Consider the following 26,387-nt stretch of genomic DNA (forward strand, 5'->3'; position numbering starts at 1 on the left):
AATTTTCTAAAACGAATGATTAAAGGTACATTTTTATATCTAACAAGGTCTTTACTTGCTTAATATGTGGTTCTGGATTGTTGTTATGGTAATTGAATAGAATGGCATCAAAACCGACGTCAATTGCTCCCATTATATCAGCTTCTAGACTATCACCAATCATGATACTTTCATGAGGTTTTGCATTGGCAACATCTAAAGCATATTCAAAAATAATAGGATTAGGTTTCTTAACACCTGCAATTTCTGAATTCGTAACCGTTTCAAAATACTGAGAGATATTGGCATTATCCATTTTCTTTTGTTGAGCTTCATCAAAACCATTAGTGATGATATGCAACTGATAGAGGTCTTTTAAATGTTCTAGGATATCAAAAGTGCCATCAAATAAATGGTTGAACGTTGTTAAATACGTTATATAATCTTCAGATAATTGATTTATAGTATCGTCTGAAACTTCCAACTTGATAGCGTCAAATGTATCTTTCAAACGCTTATAACGTAAATTTGACTTGTCAATTTTTTCTTCACGATAGAGTTTCCAATAGTTCAAGTTAATAGGTTCATACACTGAAGAAAATTCCGATCTATCAATATCGAGTTGATGCAAATTAAATATTTTATCGAACGCTAGTGCCGAATTTTTATCAAAATCCCAAAGTGTATGGTCGAGATCGAAAAATACGTGTTTTATGTTTTTAATCTTCATTTGCTGAATCTAATATCATGGTGAATAGTTCTCTATAGCCTTTCCAAAGTAAATCATCACTAAAACTATAATTATGAAATATAGGTGTAAACGTACCATTAACTTGTTTTACTTGTTTTATTATACGTTGTATGGCTTCTTTTTTATCTAATTGAGATTGGTGCTTTAACAATGCTGAATCTAAGCAATGAAATGAATGTATTTGCAATGGCGTTTGTACTTCATAATCTAAATCGTAAAACAAAAAAGGTGTACACGTACCAGCTCTAAATCCTAATTCTTTAATATAGCCCATTGTATAATCTTGATTAATTTCAAGTTCTACAAGATGACGATACGACTTTGGTAAGTTTAGTTTTGAAAAGGAATGACGCGAGGCTTGCAGTTCATAATTTACAATAGATTCCATTTTTTTCTTCTCTTTTTTCAAAATAGAAATATCGTCTAATGCAAAATACGAAGCTTTTAATCCAACTCTAGAATAATCTGCAACGGACTTTATCAGTGATACAAATCCCTTTTTATTGATATTGATGTTTTTATCATAAGTCGAATAGTCACCTATTAAAAAAAGGAATACAAACTTAAAATCGCAGCTTTTCTGCTTATTAATTATCCATTTGAAAGTATCATGTGGATCACGTGAAAACCCAAACAACACCATAGTTCTTTGATATAGTCGTCTTAATCTTAAACGAAACAAATCATTAAAAATACCTCCAAAAGTTCTTATCAATCCCTTCTGTTTATAATAGTATGCTCTTGGCACATCAATAACAGGCTGAATTGAATATTCTTTTTTGGGGAAGCTAAAGTGCTCAAACTTTTCTTCTAGAATAGCTTTGAGCTTATAAGCCCAAATATCCACAACAGGTTTTTGCAAAAAATTGTTATTAAAGGCAATACTTTCTGAAGGTGTAAATCGACCATAATCATCTTTTACGTGTGGCAAATATTCTTCATACCTACTCAGCAAATAGAATGATGCTGCAAAAATATCATAAGGTAAAGCACTCTTTTCTCCAGTTGCAAAAAAGCCTTTTGTTTCATTCCAATCTTGAACATTTATATCAATATCTGAAAGGCCTTGCTCAAAAAGCAACTCATGACTTCTAACAAAAACCTCATTACTCAGAGGTTTTTTTGTGTAAGACATTTTCATGCTATCATGCGCAATAAAATCCTCGATAGTCGTTGTAAAAGATACAGGAATACCCAATATTCGTGTACACATATGTTTAAATGTGTAACGTAACCTTGGTGTTATTTTATGTGTATAAACAAGAAGCATAAATGAACTCAAATTCTAGTTCTTAAAAATACCAAATTACGAATGGAAAATGGTCATTTTATAATTGGAATTTAGAAATTGATTCTCGACGTTTTCACAATAGAGATTCATCGGCAAAACTAAAATAGCTGCTTTCTGTAATAATAAGATGATCAAGAACCTTAATATCTAGGCTTTGAGCAGCCATTTTTAACTTTTGAGTCAAATTTTTATCAGCTTCACTAGGTTTTAAAGTCCCAGAAGGATGGTTATGAGTTAAGATTAATCCAACAGCACCAACTTCTAAAGCAGTTTTAAGTGCCAATCGAACGTCAACTAAAGTTCCAGTAATACCACCTTTACTTAATTGATTTTTCTGTATGACTTTATTCGAATTGTTTAAATATATAATCCAAAACTCCTCATGAGGTAATTCTCCAATTACTGGTTGCATGAGCTCAAAAACTGAAACACTTGAACTAATTTTATTTTTTTCAAGAGCTTCATTCCCTCGTCGACGTCTTCCCAACTCTAAAGCTGCAGCAATACTTATGGCTTTAGCTTCTCCAATACCTTTAAAGGTCATGAGTTGTTTTAATGAAAGTTTGCCTAAAGCGTTGAGATTATTATCAACACTTGCTAAAATTCGTTTGCTCAGCGAAACCGCACTTTCATCTCTATTTCCAGATCCAATAAGGATAGCAACTAATTCGGCATCGCTTAATGTCGCCTTTCCTTTATCACGGAGCTTTTCTCTTGGCTGATCATCATGAGACCAGTTTTTTATGGAAAAGGAAATTGATTTTTCGGTCATTTTATAAAGATATATTGTAACTTTCTACAGTATAAATATATGCATTATATAGAAAAAATACTATATTATTATGAAATCCATTTTCACTCCTGAAGCTCATACTGAAATTATGAGTAGAATTAAAAAACTTGATGAACATACACAGCCACAATGGGGAAAAATGAGTGTAGGTCAGATGTTGAATCACTGTCAATTTCCGCTTCATATTATTCTTGAGAAGGAAGATTATAATCTAAAACCAAATTGGCTAGTCAACTTATTGTTTAAAAAAACAATGTACAGTGACAAACCGTGGAGAAAAAATCTACCTACCGTTCCTCGTTTTAAAGCAACAGACAAGAGACGTTTTTCTGAAGAGACACCAAAATTGATAAGTTTATTAGAAGAATTACATACACATAAAGATAGAACAGATTGGCAACCTCATCCTGCATTTGGCGAACTCACCAAAGAGCAATGGGGAAAAATGCAATACAAACATTTAGATCATCATTTAAAACAATTTGGTGCTTAATGAAATATCCTCCTAAACACCATCTGGACGACGACCAAAATCATATGATTGAGGTGATTAAAACCTATCCTTTGGCAACTGTTATTTCTATAGCAGACAATCAACCATTAATTACACATTTGCCTTTAATTTTCGAGAATGGAAAGCTCATTGGCCATATCGATATTTATAATCCTCAGGCGAACCTTTTGAAAGACAACAACGATATTACACTTATTTTTTCTGGTCCTGAATGTTATATTTCTCCTAGTGTTTATAACACGACGCAACTACCAACATGGAATTATATTAAAGTACATTTAAAAGGAAAAGTAAAAGCGATTGAAAGTAAAGCGGCTTTAAAACAATCGTTGATTGCTATGACAGAATTTTTAGAAGCTCCTGATCATAAGTATGTTTTAGAACCAGATAACCCAAGGTTAGATCGAAACCTGAATTACATAAAAATGTTTGAAATTACTATAACCCATTGGGAAGGGAAATTCAAATTATCCCAAGATAAAAAACCAAGTGATACCAAAGCTGCTAGAACTGAATTAGTGAGAGCAAATCAAGAAAGTATCAGGAAATTTTTGGATTCTGTTTTTTAATTATGCATATCTGAATAAATTATTATTTTTGGCACATGTTTTGAATAAAGCATATTTCTAAATATCAATCATTATGAAAAATATTACCTTTTTAACATTACTTTTAGTTAGTCTATTCTCTAATGCTCAGGAATCTCAATTGACAATCTTTTCAGAAGATGGAGATGCGTTTTATGTAATTCTAAATGGCATCAGACAAAATGAAGAACCAGTAGTTAATATTGCTGTAGACTATTTAGTAAATGAATACTACGACACCAAAATCATATTTGCTGATGAATCGATTCCTGTATTGGAAAAGAAACATCTTATGGTTGTAGATATTGATAATAACCGAGGAGAGTTTGTCTATAAAATCAAAACAACTAAGCGAGGTAAAAAATTGCGCTATTACTCTTTTACGCCTTTTCAGGCTATTTTGCCACCTCCAAGTAATGTTTCAGTCATTCATTATAATGCTGTAGCTCTAGCTCCTATACAAACCATAACACAAACCACTACGACTACGTCTTCTGGTAACGGTGACCAAATTAATATTGGTGTTGGTGTAAATGCAGACGGAACTAATGTTGGTGTTGGAATTAATGTTAATACGGGATCATCAACGACTACAACGCAAACTACAACAACTACAACAGGAGGGCCTACTGATGTCATCATTGTTGAAGAACCAGGTTGTTACGTTATGTCACGTCCTGATTTTAATCAGGCATTAGAATCAATTAAAAGTAAAACGTTTTCAGATTCTAAGTTAACACTGGCTAAACAGATCACGAAAGGTAATTGTTTGACTTCAGGTCAGGTTGCTCATATTACAAGCCTATTTGATTTTGAAGATACTAGATTAGAGTATGCAAAGTTTGCTTATTCGTATTGCTTTAATCCAGAGAACTTCTGGAAAGTAAATAACTCTTTTCAATTCGAATCTACAATTGAAGAATTAGACGAACATATTGCGTCGTTTGGACACTAAATTTATTGCACGTTATAAGACTCAAGACGCCTTATAATACTTGGAGTTTCCTGTGATACAAAAGAGGAAGTATCATACACAAGTCCGATACCATCTGAATAATAAAAGCGATCTAGACTAGGAGCTTGTTCTCCATCTGGCAAAATAACATAACGCTCAGAATTTATACAATCAAAAGTTCCTGCTTCAACACTGAGTGATGTTGTATCATCTGTTAATTTTTCTACGATATTTCCCCAATCATTTTCATCAAGAGTTCTTACTGAATAATCATTATTTGTGAATTTTACTTCACCAGTATTCCAAATAAGATTGCCTTCAAATTCCCTTAAATATTCAAAATATTCTCCATTGGGATTACAATAAGTTATTTGATTTTCATTACCTGTTGTGAGACGTCTAAACTTAAAATAGGTTTTACCTTCAAACACTTCAGTCCCAACAATACTGATCGAATCCACAACTCCAGTATCGTCATAAGTTTCTGTATTTATATTGTAACGGTAATTTTTATATACCCAGAAATTATCAACAGTTAAGGCATAAAAATTTTCGATTTGAGCTTCTGGTGTATTAGAATCGTCGCTAGAACATGAAAAGAATAAAGATAGAATACATACTGTGATAAGAATACGTCTCATAATAATTAATTGATTTTAAAAATTGATTAATAATCGTAGTTGTTTAGAATAGACGTATTGAATTGGTTGGTTTGAATTGATAACGAGACACTATTGAAGTTATTGTAAAAGATAATGAGATTCTAAATCAAGTTCAGAATGACAAACAGTCAAATGCAAAAAAAATAAATCTTCCTACCATTAGATTGACCGTTCGTCCAGAAACACACCCAGTAGATAAGTCAAGTCACCATTAGATAAACACATGGCTTAAGCTCCTGACAATCACTATATATTTACATCAAGCAATACTGCTTTAATCAAGTTAAAACAATTATCATGAAAAATTTAATGCTATTAATTCCTCTTGTATGTATCTTATTTACATCATGCAGTACAGAAGATGTAAATGAAACAACTTTAGAACAAAAAACAGAAGCTGCTTATGTATTTAAGCTATCTAATGCAAATGATTGGGAAGCTGTTGTAAGTACAGATTTAGGAGAGAAAACAAATAATACATTCGGATCTAGTAGAAATGGAAATAGCTTACATGCACATGGAGATTTTGGTGCTTTCGGTGGAGGACATATTTCTTTCTCAGGAACTCAAAACAATGGAGGTGCCCATGGAAGCGCTGCAATTGAATTAACTTTTGGTCCTTTTGGCACTGCCAATGTTGTAATAGAAACAGTAAGTGTAATATCAATAGGAGATAATCAAGTAGTCTATGGAGGTCAAATTATTGAAGTTATCGAAAACACTGTAATGTTCCCACCACCACCACCTGGATTTCCAGCACCACCATGTGATCCTTATGAGCTTGGAACCTATGTGTACTTTGCCGTCAAAGATAATGGACAAGGAAACAATGCTCCATCAGATCAATACAGTCCTTTCATATCAAATAATTGTAATCAAGATTCTAGTGGAGGAGCTAATAATCCATGGTCATTTTTTGGATTTACCGATGTAGAGTCATCTAAAGATAAAATAAAGGTAAACGATTAAACCTTAAGATATTTGCTATTAATTAATCTATTAGGTGTAGTATCGAATTAAAGCTTGGTACTACACTTTTTGTATTAAAACAAATTGTAGAGACACATAACGATAGAACATTAATCAAACGATCAACTATCTTTTATTTCCCAGAAGTCCGATACCTATTTATCTATACTTATTAAAGTGTATCTTCGGAATATATAATTGATATAAGATTTATTACAACAGTTTACATGCATTGGAATACTAAAATTATAAATCCACAAGATTTAAATAAAATCTCCAGAGGAGACGATAAAATAATTCTTAAATACCTTTTACAATTTCAAGAATTAATCCCTCAACGGATTGATAGTTTAAAAGAAAGCTTAAAAGCTGAAGACAGAAAACAAGTCCGTCAATTGTTACACCAAATGAGTCCGCAGATACAGTTTTTTGGAATTATGGATCTTGTAAAACCCATTAGACGTTTAGAGTTAGATTATGAAACCATGCCCTTAGAAGAATTAAACACACTAATAGAAACAGTAATAATAAAGCTAGACCTCGCTATTAACGATGTAAATTTAGCAATTAGAGAAAATTTCTAACCACCAACCCTCATGAAAACAAAGCCACTTCTTTTTTTAATTGCATTTTTTTGTTTGCTATTATCAGCTAAAGCACAACTACTTTCAAAAACCAAACAAGATTCGTTAATTACTATATGGAAAGACCTAACGCAACAAGACACTATTCGCTTAAACGCAATACACAGAATAGCAATGGAAGGCTACCGTTTTAACAAACCAGATAGTGCTTTATATTACGCCGAATTACAATATGATTTTGCACTTATAACAAAGCATAAGAATTTTCAAGCTCTTGCTTTAAATACACAAGGCGACTATTATTTATTAAAAGGTGATCCTGATAAATCATACGACATATTTAACCGAGCATTAGAATTATCTGAAGAAATTAATGATCCAAGAATAAAGGTTATTTCTTTAGGTAATATTTCAAGAGTCTTCGAATCAAAAGGTGATTTAGAAAAGGAACTAGACTATAATTTACAAATATTAAAAATAAGTGAAGAGATACAAGATAAAGTAAGTGTCGGAAAAAGTTTAGCCGATATTGGTAAAACTTATGCGAGGAAAGGTAATCTAACTTCTGGATTAGAATATCTTATTAGATCCAAAAAAATCTTCGAAGAACTCGACGATAAACAAAACATTACTAGAGTTAGATCCTTCATGGCTAATATTTATATGCAACAAGGAGAACTAGACGAAGCTATAAAACTTATAACTCTAAATCTTAATTACTTTGAAGACATAGGGAATAAAACACTTTTGGCAGGCTCTTTATCTAATATTGCTGGTATTTATGCAAGACAAGGCGATAATAAAAAAGCTTTAAAAAATTTAGAGAAAGCTTTAAGGCATTTTGAAGATATCGGAAACATACCATACATCGCAAGGCTTTCTCAGAATATGGGACGTCTTTATTATGATGAAGGCAACCTAGAACGCGCCTTAGAATACGCGACAAAAAGTTTAAAATTATCTGAAATAACAAAAAATTTAAACATAACTGCTGCAGCAAAGAAAAAAATTGGAATAATCCTTGCGGACCAAGGGAAACATAATCAGGCCATCTCATATAGCAATGATGCATTAATCTTTTACCAAGACACAGGTGATGTGATTGGCATTAGTGATGTTTCTAAAAACCTAACAAGAAGCTATAAAGCTAACGGAAACTACAAAAAAGCTCTAGAAATGAATACGCTTCATTTTCAGATGCGAGACAGCTTAAATAGCAAAGAAAACCAAAAAGCTATTATTGAATTGCAAGTCCAATCAAATTACGATAAACAAAAAGCAATAGACGATCTTGAAAATGAAAAGAAGATTGCATTGCAAGAGCAAAAAACAGCCGCACAACAACGTATTTCTTGGGCCATTGGCATTGGGTTACTACTCATCTCTTTATTGGCAATACTCATATTTAATAGACTTAAAGTAACGCGTAAACAGAAAGTCATCATAGAGGAGCAAAAGAAAAAAGTAGAACAATCTGAAAAGTATAAAGAACAGTTTCTAGCGAATATGAGCCATGAAATTAGAACACCCATGCATGCGATTTCTGGAATGACAAACATATTGGAGCGTAACGATCATCCAAAATCACAAGATGTTTTTCTAAAAGCGATGCGCACAAGTTCTGACAATCTGGTTGTCATTTTAAATGATGTTCTGGACCTTTCAAAAATTGAAGCTGGTAAACTAGAAATTGAGAACATTTCACTAAACCTTGAAGCTGTAATAGAAAATGTTATTCAAATTCTCAAATATAAAGCAGAAGAAAAAGGTTTGATTTTATCTTATGATGTTTCTGAAAATGTACCAACGTTGATCATGGGAGATCCAACACGATTAAACCAAATTTTAATTAATCTTGTTGGAAATGCAATTAAATTTACTGAAAAAGGAAGCGTGGACATTGAAGTCTCTTCGACTAATAATGTTCTTCATTTTGCAATAAAAGATACAGGTATAGGCATCCCAAAAGACAAACATAAAACCATTTTTGGAGCTTTTGAACAAGCCAAAGAATCAACCACAAGATATTATGGAGGTACTGGATTAGGTCTTAATATTTCTAAACAACTAGTCAATTTACAAAATGGGGAAATTTGGGTAGAAAGCTCAGAAGGGAAAGGTAGTACATTCAATTTTGACTTGCCTTTAACTATTCCGGAACCTGATGCCATTAGTCAGAATTTCATATCTGAAGACAAACTAAAAACGATGGCAGAATCTTTAAAGGGCATTCGAATTCTTATTGCTGAAGACAACCCATTTAATCAAATGATAGCTCAGGATGACCTCTCGTATTATATTGAAGATGTTACTATAGACACTGTTGAAAATGGTGCTTTGGCAATTGAAAAATTCAAAACAAATACCTTTGATCTCATTCTAATGGATGTGCAAATGCCTGAAATGAATGGATTTGAAGCGACACAAAGCATTAGAGAAATAGAAAAATCTGAAGAAAGAACAACTACAATTCCAATCATCGCCATGACTGCAAGTTTATTGAAGACAGAAATAGATAGTTGCTATGATGCTGGAATGAATAATTACATTCCTAAGCCTTATAAGCTAGAAGAATTAATTGTGCCTATCTTTAACGAGCTAAAGTCATAATATGAGTTTTCATAAAATTAGATGCTTAATTATCGATGACGATCCTTTTATAAGAGAGTTATTACAAGATAAGTTAGATCATTATTTTCCAGATATAATAGTACTATCTGCTGCAAGCAATGGTAAGGAGGGCATGCAAGAAATTGAAAAACACAAACCTGAACTTATTTTTCTTGATGTAGAAATGACAGATATGACAGGTTTCGAAATGTTATCTCAATTATCAGAGATTAATTTTCAAACTATATTTATTACATCATATAGTCACTACGCTATAAAAGCTATTCGTTTTAATGCTTTAGATTACTTATTAAAACCTATAGATTTAGGTGAATTAAAAAAATCCATAAAACGTTTTAAAGCACATAATAAAGTAGAACTTCAAAAAGAAAACTTATCTCTAGCATTAAAAAACATAGCCTGCAAAAGTGTTGCAGATCATATGCTAAATTTAAAAACCCAAGATGGCGATTTAAGGTTAGTTTTAAATGATATTATTCACATAGAAGGTGACAGAAATTATAGTTATATCTATTTAAAAAATGGAACGAAAAAACTCGTTACTAAGACCTTAATAGAACTTGAAGAATTACTTGATTCTAAAGGATTTTATCGTTGTCATAAATCTCATATTCTAAATGCTAAGCATATTACGGCTTATACAAATGGGAATTTAGTTCAGCTTTCTGAAACAATAAACATTCCTATCTCGCGAAGAAAAAAGAAACCTTTTGTGGATTGGTTTGAAGCCTATCAAACTTCAAATTAGTAGACGTAATTTAAAACAACTTCTTCACCTCTTCAAAATCTAAACCACCATAATTACCAGAACTCATCAGTAACAAAGCTTTATTATCAAAGTTCTGAGCGAACAAAAAATCTTTAAAGTCTTCAGGATTGGTATAAATAATTAGATCATCACGTTGAAAAGCATTGGCAATTTGTTCGTGAGTAACTTCGTCCAATTTTTTAATTTCTACAGCGTGTGGCGAGTAAAAAACGACTGCAACATCTGCAGCATTCAATGCACCTTTATACTCTTTTAAAAATTCAGCATTTAAACTACTGTAGGTATGTAATTCTAAACAAGCAACAAGCGTTCTGTCACTATACTGTTCTTTTAATGCATTTGTTGTTGCTTCTACTTTACTTGGCGAATGTGCAAAATCTTTATAGGCAATACTATGAGAAGACTCAGCAATTTTTTCTAAACGTTTACTTGCGCCTTTAAAAGTTGCAATGGCTTCATAAAAATCATCTTCATCAATTCCCATATGCTGACAAATCCATTTGGCACCAGCAAGATTATTAAGGTTATGTGCTCCAAAAATTTCAATTGGCAAATCACCTTCAGGAGTTTCTAATAAGGTTTGTCCGTTTTCAACACGATATTCAGGTGTTCGATACGCCAACTTACGAATTGGGTTTTCACTAGCTTCAACAACTCGCTTCACTTCTAAATCTTCTTCATTGTAGTTAATGCTGCCACCATTAACGATACTATCTACAAAAATCGAGAATTGTTCCAGATAGTTCTCATAGGTAGGAAACACATTAATATGATCCCAAGCAATTCCGCTTAACAATGCAATATTTGGCTTGTACAAATGAAATTTTGGTCGTCTATCAATTGGAGAACTTAAGTATTCATCACCTTCTAAAACAATAAAATCATTGTCTTCTGTTAGTTTCACCATCACATCAAAACCTTCCAACTGTGCACCAACCATATAATCAACATCACGATCGTGGTAATGCATCACATGCAATATCATTGATGTGATAGTTGTTTTGCCATGACTTCCACCAATAACAACTCGTGTTTTATGCTTAGATTGCTCGTATAAAAATTCGGGATAGCTATAAATTTTTAAACCTAATTCTTGAGCTTTTAATAATTCAGGATTGTCCTCTTTAGCATGCATTCCCAGAACAATTGCATCTAAAGCATTGGAAATCTTTTCAGGAAACCAACCAAATGCTTCTGGCAATAAACCTTTAGCATCTAAACGTGACTTAGAAGGATCAAAAATAGTATCGTCACTTCCTGTGACCTTATATCCTTTGTTATGTAAAGCAATAGCGAGATTGTGCATTGCTGCTCCACCAATGGCTATAAAATGTACGTTCATGGTTAATCGTTTTGAAGATTAAATCTATTCAATATATGACTTTGCAGCATTTAAGGCATTATCTAATCCATCAGGATTTTTACCTCCAGCTGTAGCGAAAAACGGTTGTCCTCCACCACCACCTTCGATGTGCTTACCTAATTCTCTAACTATAGTTCCAGCGTTTAAATCTTTACTAGCAACTAATTCTTTTGAGATATAGCAAGACAATATTGCTTTACCATTATTTTCTGCTCCAAACAATAAAAATAAATTGTCAAATTGACTACCCAATTCGAAGCATAAATCTTTTATTCCAGAAGCGTCCAAATCTATCTTTTTCGCTAAAAAATGAACACCGTTTACTTCAGTGATCTCACTTTTTAAATCCCCTTTGATATTCTTAGCTTTTTCTTTAAGTAAATTTTCAATCTGCTTTTTTAAATCTGAATTTTCTTCTTGAAGATTTACTAATGCTTTAACGGGTTCTTTAACATTATTAAGTAAATCTTTCATTTCGAAATACGCTCTGTTATTTTCAAAATAGAAATCCTTAACAGCATCGTTAGTAATGGCTTCAATACGCCTAATTCCAGCAGCTACAGCACCTTCTGAAATAATTTTAAAATGCCATATATCACCAGTATTTTTTACGTGTGTTCCTCCACAAAGTTCAACAGATTGTCCAAAGCGCACTGTACGAACCGTATCTCCATATTTCTCGCCAAATAAAGCCATAGCACCTTCCTCTATTGCTTTTTCCATTGGAATATTTCGTTGTTCTTGCAACTTGAGTTTCCCTTCAATTCTTGAATTGACAAAATTCTCTACATCGCGCAACTCTTCTACAGTTAATTTAGAAAAATGAGAAAAATCAAAACGCAAATATTTAGAGTGAACAGCAGACCCTTTTTGCTCTACATGAATCCCAAGGACTTCACGTAATGCCTGATGTAATAAATGGGTTGCTGTATGATTACATTCTGTTCTGTTTCGTTGTTTTGTATCAACAGATGCCTTAAATGTGGCATTTATATCTTTAGGTAAGTTTTTAGTAAAGTGGATAATCACATTGTTTTCCTTTTTGGTATCAACAATATAAATCACATCACCTGAAGTGTCTTCTAAATAACCTTTATCACCAACTTGTCCTCCACCTTCAGAATAAAATGGCGTTAAATTAAAGACCAATTGGTACATTTCTCCATCTTTCTTAGAAGTTACTTTTCTATACTGTGTTAATTTTACATTAGCTTCAGTAGTATCGTAACCAATAAACTCTTGCACTTCATCTTTAACCAAAACAGTCCAATCATCAGATTTGAGTTGTGACGCTTGCTTACCTCTCTCTTGTTGTTCTTTAAGTTTTAATTCAAACTCATCATGATTATAAGTATACCCTTTTTCACGAAGAATTAAATCGGTTAAATCTTCAGGAAAACCATACGTATCCTTTAACTCGAATACCTTTTTACCTGAAATTTCTTTAGATTTTGAATTCGAAATAATTCGATCTAATAGTAATAAACCTTGATCTAAAGTTCTTAAAAAAGAAGCTTCTTCTTCTTTAATCACATTTTCAATCAGTTGTTTTTGTTCTTTTAATTCTGGAAATGCTGGTCCCATTTTTTTGACAAGAATCCCAACTAATCTATAAATAAATGGTTCCTTTTTATCTAAAAATGTAAAACCATAACGTACAGCACGACGTAAAATTCTTCTAATTACATATCCTGCTCCTGTATTACTTGGCAACTGACCATCAGCAATAGAAAATGCTACAGCTCTAACATGATCTGAAATGACACGAATAGCGATATCTACTTTATCGTCTTTTCCGTAGTCCTTATTTGTAATAGTTTCAATCTCTCTAATTATAGGTGTAAAGACATCAGTATCATAGTTAGACTGAACGCCTTGAAGCACCATACATAAACGTTCAAAACCCATACCTGTATCGATATGTTTTTCAGGAAGGTTTTCTAGACTTCCGTTTGCCTTTCGATTATATTGCATAAAGACAAGATTCCAGATTTCTACTACCTGAGGATGATCCATATTTACCAATGACTTTCCGTCAACCTTTGCTTTTTCTTCATCAGAACGAATATCAACATGTATCTCGCTACATGGACCACATGGTCCTTGTTCTCCCATTTCCCAGAAGTTGTCTTTCTTATTTCCCATAAGGATGCGATCTTCAGGAATAAAAGCTTTCCAAAAATCATAGGCTTCTTGATCCATTGGTAACTTATCTGCATCTTCACTTCCTTCAAAAACTGTCACGTAAAGTATGCTTTTATCAACACCATACACTTCAGTAAGTAGTTCCCAAGCCCAAGCAATAGCCTCTTTTTTAAAGTAGTCTCCAAAACTCCAGTTCCCTAGCATTTCAAATAAAGTATGATGATACGTATCATAACCTACTTCCTCTAAATCATTGTGTTTACCTGAAACACGCAAACATTTTTGAGAATCTGAAATTCTATTGTTTTTTGGTTCTGCATTACCTAAAAAGTATTCCTTAAAAGGCGCCATTCCTGAATTGACGAACATCAAGGTTGGATCGTTTTTTAAAACCATTGGTGCAGAGGGCACAATGCTATGCTTCTTTTCTTTAAAGAAGTTTAAATATGTTTGGCGAATGTCTTGAGACTTCATAATAAGAAATTAAATCCTTGTAAATTAACAAATTGCAGCACCCAAATTAATGAAAAAGTCTAAAACAAAAGTTCAAATGACTTCAAAGTGTGAAACAATTTATATATTTGTGTTTCGTTCTATTATTCATGCAAAAATAGAACTTTTTAAGATATGGCTAAAGTAAAATATTATTACGATTCTGAAACGCTTTCTTATCGAAAAATAGAGCGTAAAAAAAGAACTACGATAAAGTTTGCCATGTTGTTTGTGCTAGCCTCTGCATTATTTGGGTTTCTATTTGTTTTTATTGCAAGTCAATATATTGAATCACCTAAAGAAAGAGCTCTAAAACGAGAGCAAGCTAATTTAGAATTACAATACAAACTTATTAATAAACGTGTTGACAATGCTTTTGCTGTATTAGAAAGTGTTGAAGAACGCGATAATGCCATCTACCGATTATATTTTGAAGCCAATCCAATTCCATCAGAACAGAGAAGAGCAGGATTTGGTGGTATCAACAGATACAAAAAGTATGAAGGTTATGACAACTCAAAACTAATTATTGAAAGCAATAAGCGTTTAGATTTACTTCAAAAAGCTATTGTTGTACAATCCCGATCTTTAGATGAAATCGCTGTATTGGCTGAAGATAAAGAGAATTTTTTATCAGCTATACCAGCTATACAACCTGTAAAAAATGAAGATCTAAAACATATGGCTTCTGGTTATGGTTATAGAACTGACCCTTTTACTAAGGTTAGGAAATTTCACTTTGGTATGGATTTTACAGCTCCGAGAGGCACACCTATTTACGCATCAGGAGATGGGATTATAACTCGTGCTGACAATAATGCATCAGGTTATGGTAAACATATTAGAATAGACCATGGCTACGGTTACGTGTCATTATATGCCCACTTGTATAAATACAATGTGCGCTCAAATCAAAAAGTAAAACGTGGTGATTTAATTGGTTTTGTTGGAAGTACTGGCAGATCGGAAGCACCTCATCTTCACTATGAAGTATTTAAAGATAAAGAACGCATAAATCCAATAAACTTTTACTACGGAAACCTCTCTGCAGACGAATATGCAAGACTGTTAGCAAAAGCATCCTTAGAAAATCAATCCTTAGACTAATGCATATAGATTTACCTGAAAAACGATATTACAACATTGGCGAAGTCGCCAAAGCTTTTGATGTGAATACATCCTTAATTCGATTTTGGGAAAAAGAATTTGATGCTATTAAGCCTAAAAAGAATGCAAAGGGAAATCGAAAGTTTACTCCTGAGGATGTCAAGAATCTACAGTTTATTTATCATTTGGTAAAGGAACGTGGTTTTACTCTTGAAGGTGCAAAAACACATCTCAAAGAAGAAAAACAAAAAACGTTGAACAACTTCGAGATCATTAATAAGTTAGAAGGTATAAAAGCTCAACTTATTAAAATTAAAACACAACTCTAAAACAATCATATTATGAAAAAATGGTTACCGTTGATTATTATTGCAATAATCGCTATTGGCTTGTACATGAAAGGTTCAGGCTTTTACAACAGTGTTATTGAAGAAGAAGAAAATATTAGCGAACAATGGTCTAAAGTAGAAAGTGCTTATCAATTGCGAAGTGATTTAATTCCAAATTTAATGAAGATTGCAGAGCGTTATGCAGAATACGAACAAGAGACTTTCAAAAGCGTAATTGAAGCAAGATCAAAAGCGACAAGCATTCAAATTGACCCTTCAAATATTACTCCAGAGAAGTTAGAACAATTTAAGCAAGCTCAAGGCTCAATGACTTCCGCTTTATCAAGATTACTAGCTGTGTTTGAAAGGTATCCTGATCTTAAAGCTAATGAGAATTACAAGGAAGTAATGAACTCTTATGATCGCGTTGAAAAACGTATTAAAGTCGAGCGTGATCGCTTTAACGAGTCGATTACTCCGTATAATAATCTAGTTAGAAAATTTCCAAATAATTTATATGCATCCATTTTTGGGTTTGAGAAAAAATCACGATTTGATGGAGACGAAGGAATTGAAAATGCTCCTGATATAAATGATTCGATAAGAAAAAATTAGTCATGTCTAATATAGAAAATTTCCTTTCATCAGCAGAAGAAAAGGAAATAATTGAAGCCATACGAATTGCAGAAAAAGCGACTTCAGGTGAAATTAGAATTCACATTGAAAAATCATCACAGCTTGATGGTTATGAACGTGCAATGGAAGTATTTCACTACCTTAAAATGGACAATACCAAACTACAAAATGGTGTCTTAATTTATGTAGCTATTGAAGACAAAACCTTTGTGATTTATGGTGACAAAGGCATCAATGATGTGGTGCCAATAGGTTTTTGGGATAGTACTAAAGAAGTTATGCAATCTCATTTTAAAGATAGCAACTTCAAAAAAGGTCTTATCGAAGGTGTTCTAAAGGCAGGTGAACAATTAGAAAAACATTTCCCTTGGATTCACGGAGATCAAAACGAATTACCAAACGACATATCTAAAGGATAAATGCTAAAGTCAAAGCACATCATATTAATATTTCTTGTTAGCTTCTTAAGTAGCTTTCAAATAACTGCAAATGCACAATTTGATGTGCCTCCAGTTCCAGAAAATCAGACTAGTGTTTATGACGAGATCGATTTACTCTCTCCTTCAAACAGAGTTAATTTAGAACAAAAATTAATACGTTATTCCGATTCTACATCAACACAAATAGTAGTTGCTATTGTAAGCACTCTAAATGGAGACGACATTACTTTAGTAGGTGCAGAATGGGGACACAAATGGGGAATTGGACAGGCAGACGAAGACAATGGTATATTTATTTTACTAGCAAAGGATGATCGTGATGTAGATATTAATACTGGCTATGGTATTGAATATAGAATAAGTGATATTGATGCTGAACGTATCATTAACAGAATAATGATTCCTGCATTTAAAAAAGGAGACTATTATGCTGGTTTAGACCAAGGAACTGATGCAATGTTTAAAATTTTAAATGGAGAGTTTGTAGATACTGTTCAAAATGAGTCTAATGAATTTCCTGTTATTATTATCTTCTTTTTATTATTCATCATTTTTATTATTTTCCTTATTGCAATCTCTAAAAACAAACGTGGTGGCGGAAGTAATGGAAAAGGCGGACGAACTAATGGAACCAGCATTCTTGATGCTATCATTTTAAGCAATATGGGACGAGGCAGTTATGGCGGAAGCTCTAGTTCTAGGGGTGGCTTTGGAGGTGGTTTCGGTGGCAGCTCTGGTGGTGGATTCAGTGGAGGCTTCGGTGGAGGCGGTTTTGGTGGTGGTGGTGCCAGTGGAAGTTGGTAGAAACAAAAAAAGCACCATTCCAATTAGAAATAGTGCTTTATAATATATTGATAATCGATATTACTTCTTACGCATATAAATGCTAATCGGTACACCTTTAAAATCAAAATGATCTCTCAATTGATTTTCTAAATAACGTTTATAAGGATCTCTTACATATTGCGGTAAATTACAGAAAAACGCAAATTGCGGCTGCGGAGTTGGCAATTGCATAACATACTTAATCTTTACAAATTTACCTTTATAAGCTGGAGGCGGATAATTTTCTATTATTGGTAATAAAACCTCATTTAGCTTACTTGTCTTAATTTTTTTAGTTCGGTTGGTATAAACTTCTACAGCAGTTTCAATTGCTTTGAAAATTCGCTGTTTAGTAAGTACTGATATAAAAACAATAGGCACATCTGTAAATGGCGCTATTTCTTCTTGGATTTTTCTTTCAAAGTCACGAGTGGTCATGGTATCTTTTTCGACCAAATCCCATTTATTAACTAAAATCACAACCCCTTTTCTGTTACGTTGTGCTAACCAGAAAATATTTTGTACTTGACTATCAAAACCTCTCGTTGCATCTAATACTACAAGACATACATCACAATGTTCAATCGCTCTAACGCTTCGCATTACAGAATAAAACTCTAGATCTTCTTTAACTTTAGCTTTTCTTCTGATACCTGCAGTATCAACTAAGTTAAATTCAAAACCAAAACGATTATATTTAGTATCTATTGAATCTCTAGTTGTACCAGCAATATCAGTAACGATATATCTTTCTTCACCAATAAGTGCATTAATAAAAGAAGATTTACCTGCATTAGGACGACCAACAACTGCAAAGCGTGGCAATTCATCTTTCTCTTCCTCTTCTAATTGTTCTGGTAATGCTTTAACTAAATCATCTAAAAGGTCTCCTGTACCACTTCCATTTATACTGGCAATGGTATGATATTCTCCTAAACCAAGTGAATAAAACTCTACAGCATCTTCAGATCGTTTTCCATTATCAACCTTATTTACAGCTAAAAATACTGGCTTATCGACTTTGCGAAGTAATCGTGCCACATCTTCATCCATTCCAGTCACACCAGTTTCAACATCTACCATAAAAATAATAGCATCTGCTTCATCTATAGCTAATTCAACCTGTTTATCAATTTCGGCTTCAAAAGCATCATCACTTCCCTTTACGTATCCACCAGTATCGATTAATGAAAACTCTTTTCCATTCCAATCACTTTTCCCGTAATGTCTATCACGTGTCACACCACTAACGGCATCAACAATTGCTTCTCGACGTTGGATTAAGCGATTAAATAACGTAGACTTCCCTACATTTGGTCTTCCTACTATTGCAACTATACTACCCATAATTCATTGTTTTTATATGCATTACATATCCTGTAAGCGGCTGCAAAGATACTAAATAAGTAGTGATGCAGCATTAATTTTGCGTTAAACATGAAATGCGCTCGTTTTTTGAATAAAAAATAGTAATTTGAGTCCCTATTTCACACCAAAAATGGCTGACACTAACGATATTGTTTTAAGACCTCGCTTTAAGTTTCATGTAAAGGAAGATAACGATATTCTGCTAAAACTATTTGAAGACAAAAAAGGTACCCAATCAGATTTTATTGTATCGCGCGTTGATGACCATGTGTTTATAAAAATCCCAAAAGAAAAACAACATTTTTGGTCTCCTCAACTACACCTAGAAATAAATAAAGAATACGACGAAGAAGGCAGTACAGTCTATGGTTTGTTTGGCCCCAATCCAACCGTTTGGACCATGTTTATGTTTTTTCACTTTTTGATTGCTGGATTATTTGTTGCTTTTGGAATTTGGGCTTATGTTAATTGGTCTTTAGGCCATAGCTACGCCTTCCAATTATTTTTCACCTTATTTACAATTGTAATTTGGTTTGCCCTATATTTTGGTGGAAGCTTAGGAAAAAAGACTGGTATGAAGGAAATGCACCAATTACATCACTTTATGCGAGATACCTTAAGAAGTATAGGTGTTCATGCAGAACTCTAACTTACTTCTGATTGTAACCAAAACGTCTTAACTGTCGTTGATCACTTCTCCAGTTTTTATTGACTTTTACATACAGTTCTAAATGCACCTGTTTTCCAAAAAATTTCTCTAAATCTTTTCTAGCTTCAACGCCTACACGTTTTAAAGCAGAACCTTTATGACCTATGATAATTCCTTTTTGAGTTTCACGTTCAACCATAATTACTGAACGCATTCTGATAATATTTTCCTCTTCAAAAAACTCTTCAGTATCAACCTCAACAGCATACGGAATTTCCTTTTTGTAGTGCATTAGTATTTTCTCGCGTATCGCCTCATTTACAAAAAACCGTTCTGGCTTATCTGTTAATTGATCTTTTGGATAGAACGCTGGTGATTCTGGTAATAATTCTAAAATTCTGTCAAATACATTCTGAACATTAAAACCTTGTAAGGCCGAAATAGGAAAGAATTCGGCATTTGGAACTTTACTTTGCCATAATTCGGCTTGTTCTTCTAATTGTTCTTGATTAGAGTTATCTATTTTATTGAGCAGTAATAAAACTGGAATTTTTGAATTGGTGATTTTATTAAAAAACGCTTCATCTTTTAATTCCTTTTCACCAATTTCAACCATGTACACTAAAACATCTGCATCATCAAAAGCCGACTTTACAAAATCCATCATTGAGGCTTGCAACTCATAAGCTGGCTTAATAATACCAGGCGTATCGCTAAGGATGACTTGAAAATCTTCACCATTAACAATTCCTAAAATACGATGTCTTGTGGTTTGTGCCTTAGAAGTAATTATTGATAATTTCTCACCAATAAATGCATTCATCAATGTAGACTTCCCAACATTAGGATTACCAATAATATTTACAAAACCTGCTTTATGACTCATAGTATGCTTTTAAAACTGGCTACAAAGTTACAACCTTTATCATACAATAAATAACATGAATGATTCCATTACAAAAAAAACCTATGAATTTACTTCATAGGTTTTATTAAGATGATTAATTATATGTTAGCCTAATCCTCCTCCTCCTCCTGGATCTGGTGGTGAAGAGGCTTGAGCCTTTTTAGGATTTAAAATAATAAAAGTACCCATAGCCGTTAAAGCTGCATACTTCCCCATTTTTTTCATTGCATCCTTTCGGCTGATTTGATCTTGAGATGGTTGTTTTTTCATTGTTTTAGCTATTTGATTATTACTTTTTGTGTTTTTTGTTGCGTACTATTTTTAACAATTACAACATAAACACCTTCACTAAGTGAAGATACAATTATTCGATTTTCAACAACACATGAATCAAGCTGACTTGAATAAATCTTTCTTCCTCGAATATTGTATTTATCAAATATAGTATTTTCTTTTAACATTCCGCTAACTATTAATTATTTAGAACTATTTAAAACAAAAAAATTAATGATATCGAGCCCTCTTTTACACATCAAAATGCTCCCTGAAACAGTTAAATTTAGGTATAAATTGGATTAAAAACAATATAAACTTAGATTCCTTTTGAGTGTGACAAAAATATTTTGAGACATGATAAAAATCAGCCTTTTAGAATATAAATTACAATAATTTTGATGGCAAATAACGAATTCAAAGATGACTGATTTACAAATAGCAAAACGCATAGACATAAAACCCATATCTGAAATCGCAAAAAAATTCGGTATTGATCCTGATCAAATTGAAATGTATGGCAATGATAAAGCGAAACTACCACTATCCTGTATCAATCGAAAAAAAGTAAAACAAAGTAATTTAATACTGGTATCTGCTATTTCTCCTACACCAGCTGGAGAAGGGAAAACAACAATTTCAATAGGTCTTTCTGAAGCTTTAAATCAACTCGATAAGAAAACAACTGTTGTGCTAAGAGAACCCTCTTTAGGTCCTGTATTTGGAATAAAAGGTGGCGCCACAGGTGGTGGATATTCTCAAGTGCTCCCTTTAGAAGATATTAATTTACATTTTACTGGTGATTTTTCAGCCATTGAAAAAGCACATAATTTGTTAGCTGCCGTTATTGACAATAATATTCAAAGTAAGACAAACTCCTTAGGACTTGATCCTAGAACAATTACTTGGAAACGTGTAATTGACATGAATGATAGAGCTTTAAGGCGAATCATTGTTGGTTTAGGCGGAACCTCATCAGGAATCCCTAGAGAAACCGGTTTCGATATTACTGCTGCCTCGGAGATTATGGCCATTTTATGTATTACTACAGATTTAAGCGATTTAAAAAAACGTCTTGGAAATATCTTTATAGGCTATACATTTAAGAAAAAACCTATTTATGCTAAAGATCTAAAAGTTGCAGGTGCTATGGCAACCCTTTTAAAACACGCTATTAAGCCAAATTTAGTTCAAACTATAGAAGGGAATCCTGCCATTATTCATGGTGGACCATTTGCGAATATTGCACAAGGAACTAACTCTGTAATTGGGACGCTTATGGGAATGAGCTTTTCTGACTATACGGTTACTGAAGCTGGTTTTGGGTTTGATCTTGGAGCAGAAAAATTCTTCGACATCAAATGTCAGAGTGCAAAAATATCACCAAAAGCGGTAGTACTCACAACCACTATTAGAGCGTTAAAGTATCATGGTGGTGTTGATCTTAAATCATTAGATATTCCGAATGTGGAAGCTTTAAGACAAGGGCTTCCTAATCTTGAAAAACATCTTGAGAATATTGAACAGTTTAATGTCACTCCAATTATTGCAATCAATAAATTTAAGACTGATAGTAAAGAAGAGATACAACTCATTAAAGACCTTGCAAAAATTAAAAATGTAAGGGTTGCTGTTGCTAATGTTTGGGCTAAAGGTGGACTTGGTGCCATTGAATTAGCAAAGCATGTTATTGAGGTTTCTGAAGCTTGTAAAACAAAGTTTAAGCCCTTATATAAATGGGAAATGGATATCGAAACGAAAATTGAAACCATCGCTCAAAAAATCTATGGTGCTGAACATGTAGATTACAATTCTAATGCAAAACGACAATTAAAACAGATAAAAGAATTAGGTTTAGACACTTTACCAATTTGTGTAGCAAAAACACAAAAATCTTTATCTGATAATCCTAAATTATTAGGACGTCCAAAAGACTTTATTATTACTGTAAGAGAAATTGAGATTGCCTCAGGTGCTGGTTTTCTAATTCCAATTACAGGCGATATTATGCGAATGCCAGGATTACCAGCTCATCCAGCTTCCGAAGGCATTGACATTACTGATAGTGGCGAAATTACAGGATTGTTTTAAAATAAATTACACCTAAATAATTAGTCCGTCCATTTTCGCTAACTTCGTGTTCAATGCAACACATAAGAGAAGTGAACTGGAGAAACAAACTATAAACCAACACGTTAAATACAATAAAAGCAAATTAAATGGATACCCATTGGAAGAAAAAATCACAAGAAGATATTAAGTCAATTGTTTTTAAGGCTCTAGAAGAAAATGTCAATTATGACAACCAAAATATTCTAGGGATTCCTGCATCCTATTTAGATGATAAAGTTTTTAATCAAGATGATGCCTTTGTAAAACAGGCTCCTTTTATTTCAAGTCTTATTCAAAACCCTAATCATATTGGTTGCCATACTTTAGGAAAATCAGAATCTTTCTTTCAAGGCACACAAGACATCGAAAAGAATCTAATTGAAATCTGTGCTGTTGATATTTTGAATGGGGAATCTGGAAAACAAGATGGATACATCGCTTCTGGAGGAACAGAAGCCAATATTCAAGCGATTTGGATTTACCGAAATTACTTTATCAATGAACATGCAGCAAATAGAGAAGATATCTGTATTATTTGTAGTGAAGACAGCCATTATTCTATGGATAAAGCGGCAAACTTATTAGTTTTAGATATTTATAAAGTCCCTGTTGATAATGATACTCGTGAAATAAAAGAAGAAACCATAAGAGAGGTTATTCAAGAATGTCAAAATCAGAATAAAAAGTACTTCATTGTTATCTGCAACATGATGACCACCATGTTTGGTTCTGTAGATAAAGTTGAAGCTTACACAAACCAACTCACAGATTTATCTTGTGAATTCAAACTACATGTTGATGGCGCATACGGAGGATTTTATTATCCGTTTATAAAAGAAGATAGCCAACTAACATTTAAAAATCAACATATTTCGTCATTCACTCTTGATGCTCACAAAATGGCTCAAGCTCCATATGGAACAGGTGTTTTCTTGATTCGTAAAGGATACATGCAAAATGTAAACACCCAACAAGCCAGTTATGTAGAAGGAGAAGATTATACGCTTATTGGCAGTAGATCTGGAGCCAATGCAATTGCAGTTTGGATGATATTAGTGAAGAATGGACCTTTTGGATGGCAAGAGAAAGTGTTTATTTTACAGAAAAGAACGGAGTGGATGTGTAATCAACTTAATCTATTGAATATTGAATACTTTAGACATCCAATGTCAAATATTATTACCATAAGAAGTAAATATCTAAACCAAGAAACAACATCTAAATTTGGTTTAGTTCCTGATAACCATGCAGCTCCAAATTGGTTCAAAATTGTAATTATGGACCATGTGACAATCGAAAAACTTGTTTTACTAATTGAAGACATTAAAAGTAGTACGCCTTCAGATAACATGACTAATTAACTATGAAATTAATATAATTTTTACGGTTAATAGTTCGCATTGTTTTTGATATTTCACAAATAATGCTAGGTTTTGAAGAAATAGTACATGTCATGTTTTCTAATATTCACTATATTGTACTATATTCAAAAACAATCAATTGACTATTTAAACTTTATATTATGAAATCAAAATTAACATTAGCCAGTATTATTTTTTTAGTATTTTTTGCATTTACTTGTAATGCGCAAGTAGATCTTATTAATGATGAATTTCCTGAAGCAGAAAAAGAAGTCATGGAAACTTTTGGAGCGATTGCTCAAAGTATAAAGGATGGCGATCTAGATAAACTCATTGCATTTCATGCTTACGGACCAAAATTTACAGAATTCAAAAATGGTGAGCCACGTAATGGTGATGTAGCTAATGAAGAACACGAACGAAATGTATTTGGTTCTGTAACTGAAGTTATAAAATTCGATGCAAAAGACTTAAAAATTGCTGTTTATGGCGATGTTGCTAACCTCACTTTTCATTCTGATTTCCATTTGATGTTCGGAGAAGACCTTGTTGTCGTAAACGATCAAATTACATTGCTTTTCGTTAAAACAAAAGATGGATGGAAGATGGTTCACGAACATCATTCTCCATTAAAAAAAGAATAGACAGTATTACATTCATACTTCTACAACGTAGAACTTTAGGCTAGAATTTCTAATTGTAAATTCTAGCTTTTCTATTTAACCAATTCTAAGGCAGACCAATTAAATCAAATTATGGTGCAAATCATTAATCGCTTCTGCCATAGAGTTGCCATAACCTCTTATAATTTTAAAGCCTTCGGCATCTACTAAAGTGACGACATGCTCATCATTTTGATTTTCAAATTTTAAATGCTGAAATTCTATCACGCTAATAAGTTTAGTGTTGTTATTCTGTATCGAATTATTCATTGCTATATTTTTTGAGTGTAAAGGGAAAATCCAACCCTTGAAATTCCAACCTAAGTAATCATCAATCATTTTGGTCTTCATTTAAAAGGGTTGGCTAACCAACTAACCACTTAAATTACTGAAATATGTAGGTTGACTTAACTACTTCTGTTAATCTGAAATAGCCAAAAGCATCCTTGTTTCGATTTGATTCGTTAATACAATTACCTTTTAAAGGGACAGGTATAGTTCCGAATGGATTGTCTGTGGCTTCAAATTGTATTATAAGCAGACTTATGTATTCAAAATATTGTTCTGATATACCATGAAATTCAATATCTACGCTATCGCCTGGTTGATATTCTTCTTGGTTGATGTCTTCATCTTCATCTCTTTCGTTAAAGATGTTAATTAGATTGCCATCTACAAATTCATCTTTAATGTCAAAAAGTGTTGGTAAAGCATCTGCCTGCTCCTGAATCTTAAAGAAGTAAAAATTCTCTTCATTTGCAGGATCTTGAAAGTCTACATTTATTTCCAAAACATCACTTATTCCTTTATCCATTGATTGGTAAATATCTTCAATATCAACTACTGGAGTTAATGTCTCAGTTGCCGTATAAGTTTCACCAATGTAAATGATTTCTAAAGTATAAGACTGATTTAATTCCGGAATAAAACTATTAGTTGTGTACGCTCCATTATTTTGGTCATCAAATATGAAAAACGTGCCATCGTTAGCATTAGTAACTTTAACTGATGCTCCAGTTGCAGGAACAGACTGCTGTTCAAAATATGGCGTTGATTTACTCAGCTTTATTGTTTGATCACTTCCTGATGTTCCTTTTTCCCAATCTATTGAAGCTTCAATCACTAATCTAGATTCGGCTTCTGGGACATCTACATCTATAACATCTGTACATGATGTAAATATAATACTCGCTAGTATTACTACTATTATTATTCTTGAAATGGTTGTCATTT

At 32.9% G+C, this 26,387-nt stretch carries 28 protein-coding genes; 16 read left to right on the forward strand and 12 right to left on the reverse strand.

The genetic code is table 11. From position 1 onward, the window contains the following. Positions 1–19: 19 nt before the first annotated feature. From RH81_RS12550 to radC, 3 genes are all read right to left on the reverse strand, one after another. Positions 20–709: a YjjG family noncanonical pyrimidine nucleotidase gene (locus RH81_RS12550; RefSeq protein ID WP_033960847.1), complete on the reverse strand. Its 690-nt coding sequence runs from the start codon at positions 707–709 to the stop codon at positions 20–22. Further along, positions 699–2,000 carry a polysaccharide deacetylase family protein gene (locus tag RH81_RS12555; protein ID WP_033960848.1) on the reverse strand — a complete coding sequence of 434 codons (1,302 nt, stop codon included), beginning with the start codon at positions 1,998–2,000 and terminating at the stop codon, positions 699–701. Before RH81_RS12555 ends, RH81_RS12550 begins: the two co-directional genes overlap by 11 nt. Before the next feature lie 94 nt (positions 2,001–2,094). Beyond that, positions 2,095–2,793, reverse strand: a complete 699-nt coding sequence (gene radC, locus RH81_RS12560) for a RadC family protein (protein WP_033960849.1) — start codon at positions 2,791–2,793, stop codon at positions 2,095–2,097. A 70-nt stretch (positions 2,794–2,863) separates the two neighbouring features. Here radC and RH81_RS12565 point away from each other — a divergent pair, with 70 nt between their 5' ends. From RH81_RS12565 to RH81_RS12575, 3 genes are all read left to right on the forward strand, one after another. Next, a complete protein-coding gene (locus RH81_RS12565) occupies positions 2,864–3,307 on the forward strand; it encodes a DUF1569 domain-containing protein (RefSeq protein WP_033960850.1) in 444 nt (147 codons plus the stop codon). Then, the gene (locus tag RH81_RS12570; RefSeq protein ID WP_033960852.1) at positions 3,307–3,897 is read left to right on the forward strand and encodes an FMN-binding negative transcriptional regulator; all 591 of its coding nucleotides are present in this window, start codon (positions 3,307–3,309) and stop codon (positions 3,895–3,897) included. The genes RH81_RS12565 and RH81_RS12570 overlap by 1 nt, the downstream gene beginning before the upstream one ends. 73 nt (positions 3,898–3,970) lie before the next feature. Then, the gene (locus RH81_RS12575; protein WP_033960854.1) at positions 3,971–4,870 is read left to right on the forward strand and encodes a proline and serine-rich protein 1 family protein; all 900 of its coding nucleotides are present in this window, start codon (positions 3,971–3,973) and stop codon (positions 4,868–4,870) included. A gap of 2 nt (positions 4,871–4,872) precedes the next feature. On the opposite strand, the gene RH81_RS12580 is transcribed toward RH81_RS12575, so the two are convergent. After that, positions 4,873–5,511, reverse strand: a complete 639-nt coding sequence (locus tag RH81_RS12580; protein WP_033960856.1) for a hypothetical protein — start codon at positions 5,509–5,511, stop codon at positions 4,873–4,875. A gap of 318 nt (positions 5,512–5,829) precedes the next feature. Between RH81_RS12580 and RH81_RS12585 the strand changes: the two genes are divergently transcribed. The 4 genes from RH81_RS12585 to RH81_RS12600 all read left to right on the forward strand — a co-directional run bounded on the left by RH81_RS12585 (position 5,830) and on the right by RH81_RS12600 (position 10,464). Then, positions 5,830–6,501 (forward strand): hypothetical protein, encoded by a 672-nt coding sequence (locus tag RH81_RS12585; protein WP_033960857.1) that lies wholly within the window; start codon positions 5,830–5,832, stop codon positions 6,499–6,501. A 227-nt stretch (positions 6,502–6,728) separates the two neighbouring features. Then, positions 6,729–7,085: an Hpt domain-containing protein gene (locus tag RH81_RS12590; RefSeq protein WP_033960858.1), complete on the forward strand. Its 357-nt coding sequence runs from the start codon at positions 6,729–6,731 to the stop codon at positions 7,083–7,085. A 12-nt stretch (positions 7,086–7,097) separates the two neighbouring features. Further along, a complete protein-coding gene (locus RH81_RS16570) occupies positions 7,098–9,695 on the forward strand; it encodes a tetratricopeptide repeat protein (RefSeq protein WP_052172548.1) in 2,598 nt (865 codons plus the stop codon). 1 nt (position 9,696) lies between these two features. Further along, positions 9,697–10,464: a LytR/AlgR family response regulator transcription factor gene (locus RH81_RS12600; protein ID WP_033960859.1), complete on the forward strand. Its 768-nt coding sequence runs from the start codon at positions 9,697–9,699 to the stop codon at positions 10,462–10,464. A gap of 10 nt (positions 10,465–10,474) precedes the next feature. On the opposite strand, the gene RH81_RS12605 is transcribed toward RH81_RS12600, so the two are convergent. Together RH81_RS12605 and alaS are read right to left on the reverse strand one after the other, a co-directional pair. Beyond that, complete coding sequence (locus tag RH81_RS12605; protein ID WP_033960860.1) at positions 10,475–11,827, reverse strand: UDP-N-acetylmuramate--L-alanine ligase; 1,353 nt, start codon at positions 11,825–11,827, stop codon at positions 10,475–10,477. A 24-nt stretch (positions 11,828–11,851) separates the two neighbouring features. Next, a complete protein-coding gene (gene alaS, locus RH81_RS12610; protein ID WP_033960862.1) occupies positions 11,852–14,467 on the reverse strand; it encodes an alanine--tRNA ligase in 2,616 nt (871 codons plus the stop codon). Between the two features lie 153 nt (positions 14,468–14,620). Between alaS and RH81_RS12615 the strand changes: the two genes are divergently transcribed. The 5 genes from RH81_RS12615 to RH81_RS12635 are packed head-to-tail and all read left to right on the forward strand — an operon-like array spanning position 14,621 to position 17,801. Beyond that, complete coding sequence (locus tag RH81_RS12615; protein WP_033960863.1) at positions 14,621–15,592, forward strand: M23 family metallopeptidase; 972 nt, start codon at positions 14,621–14,623, stop codon at positions 15,590–15,592. Next, positions 15,592–15,921: a MerR family transcriptional regulator gene (locus RH81_RS12620; RefSeq protein ID WP_033960864.1), complete on the forward strand. Its 330-nt coding sequence runs from the start codon at positions 15,592–15,594 to the stop codon at positions 15,919–15,921. The genes RH81_RS12615 and RH81_RS12620 overlap by 1 nt, the downstream gene beginning before the upstream one ends. A 12-nt stretch (positions 15,922–15,933) precedes the next feature. Further along, positions 15,934–16,536 carry a LemA family protein gene (locus RH81_RS12625; RefSeq protein ID WP_033960865.1) on the forward strand — a complete coding sequence of 201 codons (603 nt, stop codon included), beginning with the start codon at positions 15,934–15,936 and terminating at the stop codon, positions 16,534–16,536. Positions 16,537–16,538: 2 nt separating this feature from the next. Then, positions 16,539–16,976, forward strand: coding sequence for a TPM domain-containing protein (locus tag RH81_RS12630; RefSeq protein WP_033960866.1), 438 nt, complete (start codon positions 16,539–16,541; stop codon positions 16,974–16,976). Further along, positions 16,977–17,801: a TPM domain-containing protein gene (locus tag RH81_RS12635; RefSeq protein WP_033960867.1), complete on the forward strand. Its 825-nt coding sequence runs from the start codon at positions 16,977–16,979 to the stop codon at positions 17,799–17,801. A 60-nt stretch (positions 17,802–17,861) separates the two neighbouring features. Here the strand turns inward: RH81_RS12635 and der are convergent, their stop codons facing one another. Next, positions 17,862–19,169: a ribosome biogenesis GTPase Der gene (der, locus tag RH81_RS12640; protein ID WP_033960868.1), complete on the reverse strand. Its 1,308-nt coding sequence runs from the start codon at positions 19,167–19,169 to the stop codon at positions 17,862–17,864. 127 nt (positions 19,170–19,296) lie between these two features. Here der and RH81_RS12645 point away from each other — a divergent pair, with 127 nt between their 5' ends. Next, positions 19,297–19,839, forward strand: coding sequence for a GTP-binding protein (locus tag RH81_RS12645; protein ID WP_338152380.1), 543 nt, complete (start codon positions 19,297–19,299; stop codon positions 19,837–19,839). A 1-nt stretch (position 19,840) separates the two neighbouring features. Here RH81_RS12645 and era read toward each other — a convergent pair whose 3' ends face one another. The 3 genes from era to RH81_RS17335 form a co-directional block, all read right to left on the reverse strand. After that, positions 19,841–20,725 carry a GTPase Era gene (gene era, locus RH81_RS12650; RefSeq protein WP_033960871.1) on the reverse strand — a complete coding sequence of 295 codons (885 nt, stop codon included), beginning with the start codon at positions 20,723–20,725 and terminating at the stop codon, positions 19,841–19,843. A gap of 126 nt (positions 20,726–20,851) precedes the next feature. Continuing rightward, on the reverse strand, positions 20,852–21,016 hold the full coding sequence (locus RH81_RS17150) for a hypothetical protein (protein ID WP_173424373.1): 165 nt from the start codon (positions 21,014–21,016) through the stop codon (positions 20,852–20,854). Positions 21,017–21,024: 8 nt separating this feature from the next. Beyond that, positions 21,025–21,207: a T9SS type A sorting domain-containing protein gene (locus tag RH81_RS17335; protein WP_033960872.1), complete on the reverse strand. Its 183-nt coding sequence runs from the start codon at positions 21,205–21,207 to the stop codon at positions 21,025–21,027. A gap of 235 nt (positions 21,208–21,442) precedes the next feature. Here RH81_RS17335 and RH81_RS12660 point away from each other — a divergent pair, with 235 nt between their 5' ends. The 3 genes from RH81_RS12660 to RH81_RS12670 all read left to right on the forward strand — a co-directional run bounded on the left by RH81_RS12660 (position 21,443) and on the right by RH81_RS12670 (position 25,136). Further along, positions 21,443–23,110: a formate--tetrahydrofolate ligase gene (locus RH81_RS12660; protein WP_033960874.1), complete on the forward strand. Its 1,668-nt coding sequence runs from the start codon at positions 21,443–21,445 to the stop codon at positions 23,108–23,110. Positions 23,111–23,238: 128 nt separating this feature from the next. Continuing rightward, positions 23,239–24,492, forward strand: coding sequence for a pyridoxal phosphate-dependent decarboxylase family protein (locus RH81_RS12665; RefSeq protein ID WP_033960876.1), 1,254 nt, complete (start codon positions 23,239–23,241; stop codon positions 24,490–24,492). A gap of 161 nt (positions 24,493–24,653) precedes the next feature. Then, positions 24,654–25,136, forward strand: coding sequence for a YybH family protein (locus RH81_RS12670; protein WP_033960878.1), 483 nt, complete (start codon positions 24,654–24,656; stop codon positions 25,134–25,136). Positions 25,137–25,235: 99 nt separating this feature from the next. Here RH81_RS12670 and RH81_RS12675 read toward each other — a convergent pair whose 3' ends face one another. Together RH81_RS12675 and RH81_RS12680 are read right to left on the reverse strand one after the other, a co-directional pair. Then, entirely contained in the window at positions 25,236–25,505 is a 270-nt protein-coding gene (locus RH81_RS12675; protein WP_033960880.1) for a hypothetical protein, read from the reverse strand. Between the two features lie 34 nt (positions 25,506–25,539). Next, positions 25,540–26,385, reverse strand: coding sequence for a DUF4249 domain-containing protein (locus RH81_RS12680; protein ID WP_033960882.1), 846 nt, complete (start codon positions 26,383–26,385; stop codon positions 25,540–25,542). Between the last annotated feature and the right edge of the window lie 2 nt (positions 26,386–26,387).

Origin of the sequence: Psychroserpens jangbogonensis (genome assembly GCF_000797465.1) — a bacterium.
Lineage (GTDB): Bacteria > Bacteroidota > Bacteroidia > Flavobacteriales > Flavobacteriaceae > Psychroserpens > Psychroserpens jangbogonensis.